Here is a 1,125-nt window from a genome sequence, read left to right as displayed (position 1 = left end):
TACGGGGAGAAATGCCCGGCAGGGCAATGAGCGACTATCTGTGGTGTCAAGTTGCATTGGCGAACTCCATGCGCGCATCGCGTGCTTTTGCATTGAGAATGACGAGGAGTTTTCGCGCCAGCGCCATGCGGATGACCATTTTGGTTTTGCCAGCCTTTTGCAACCGTTCGGCGAAAGCTTGCAGATGAGGATCGTACCTGGCGACGTGCCGGGCAACGATAAAGAGAATGCCACGCGGCCCGGTGCGACCGCCCCGAATATTACGAGGTCCCTCGCGTTTGCCGCTATCATTGGCGAAAGGCGAGAGCCCCACCAGCTTGGCGATGGCCTTGTTGGAGACGATGCCGATCTCGGGGACCTCCGCCAACAGACGGGCAACGGTGCGGTCAGCCAAGCCCTTGAAGACGCGGAATGTCATGTCGAGCCTGGCCCACAACGGATCATCGTCAATCAGCGAGGCCACCTCGCCAGCCAGCCGCTTCTCCTCGCGCTTGAGGCAGGTCAGCACCGTGGAGAGACTGGCCAGCGTCTCGGCGTCTGTGGTGGCGCTCTTGCGCTGCTTGTTGACGGTGATGTCGCCGGTGACTTGGGAAAGCCTGGAAACCAAGACTTTCAGTCGCTGCTGCGCGGGACTGGGCGGCGCCGCCGGCACGATCTGCTTGACCGACGCGTAATGGGCGATCACGGCCGCGTCGATGCGATCGGTTTTCTCGAAGGTGCCCATTGCTTCGGCGAAGCGACGCACGCTGCGAGGATTGACGATGCCGCAAGGCAGGCCGTTCTCCCAAAGCCACAGAAAGGCCAACCGCTCATAACCGCCCGTGGCCTCCATAACCGCGAGCTCGACACGATGGCCGCGGCAAAACACCAGCAACTCGCCTAGTCCCGCTGCGTCGTTGGCGAAGCGAGCAAACGCAGCGCCCGGCCGGATATGGGCGTCCAGCCAATCTTTCGAAACATCAACTCCACAAATAATGTTGTTCACGGTAACCTGCCTTGTTCGTGCGATTGGAGCCAAGCGACTATTCGGTCGTGCGTGACAAAGGCGAAGATCCCAAGCTCATTGACGGTTGTAGCCGGAGGGGCAGCGGGCGACTTCGCCAAGCCTCGGGCCGGATGGCCATC

General features: G+C 61.0%; 1 protein-coding gene. It reads right to left on the bottom strand.

Annotated elements, in window-relative coordinates; translation table 11 throughout:
• Positions 1-46: 46 nt before the first annotated feature.
• Entirely contained in the window at positions 47-985 is a 939-nt protein-coding gene (locus tag NP945_RS31805; protein WP_127270070.1) for an IS110 family transposase, read from the bottom strand.
• Positions 986-1,125 lie beyond the last annotated feature (140 nt).

Source organism: Mesorhizobium sp. LMG17149 (assembly GCF_024518695.1).
In the GTDB taxonomy this organism is placed as follows: Bacteria; Pseudomonadota; Alphaproteobacteria; order Rhizobiales; family Rhizobiaceae; genus Mesorhizobium.
Note: the sequence above shows the minus strand (reverse complement) of the source record. Positions and strands in the feature narration are given on the sequence as shown.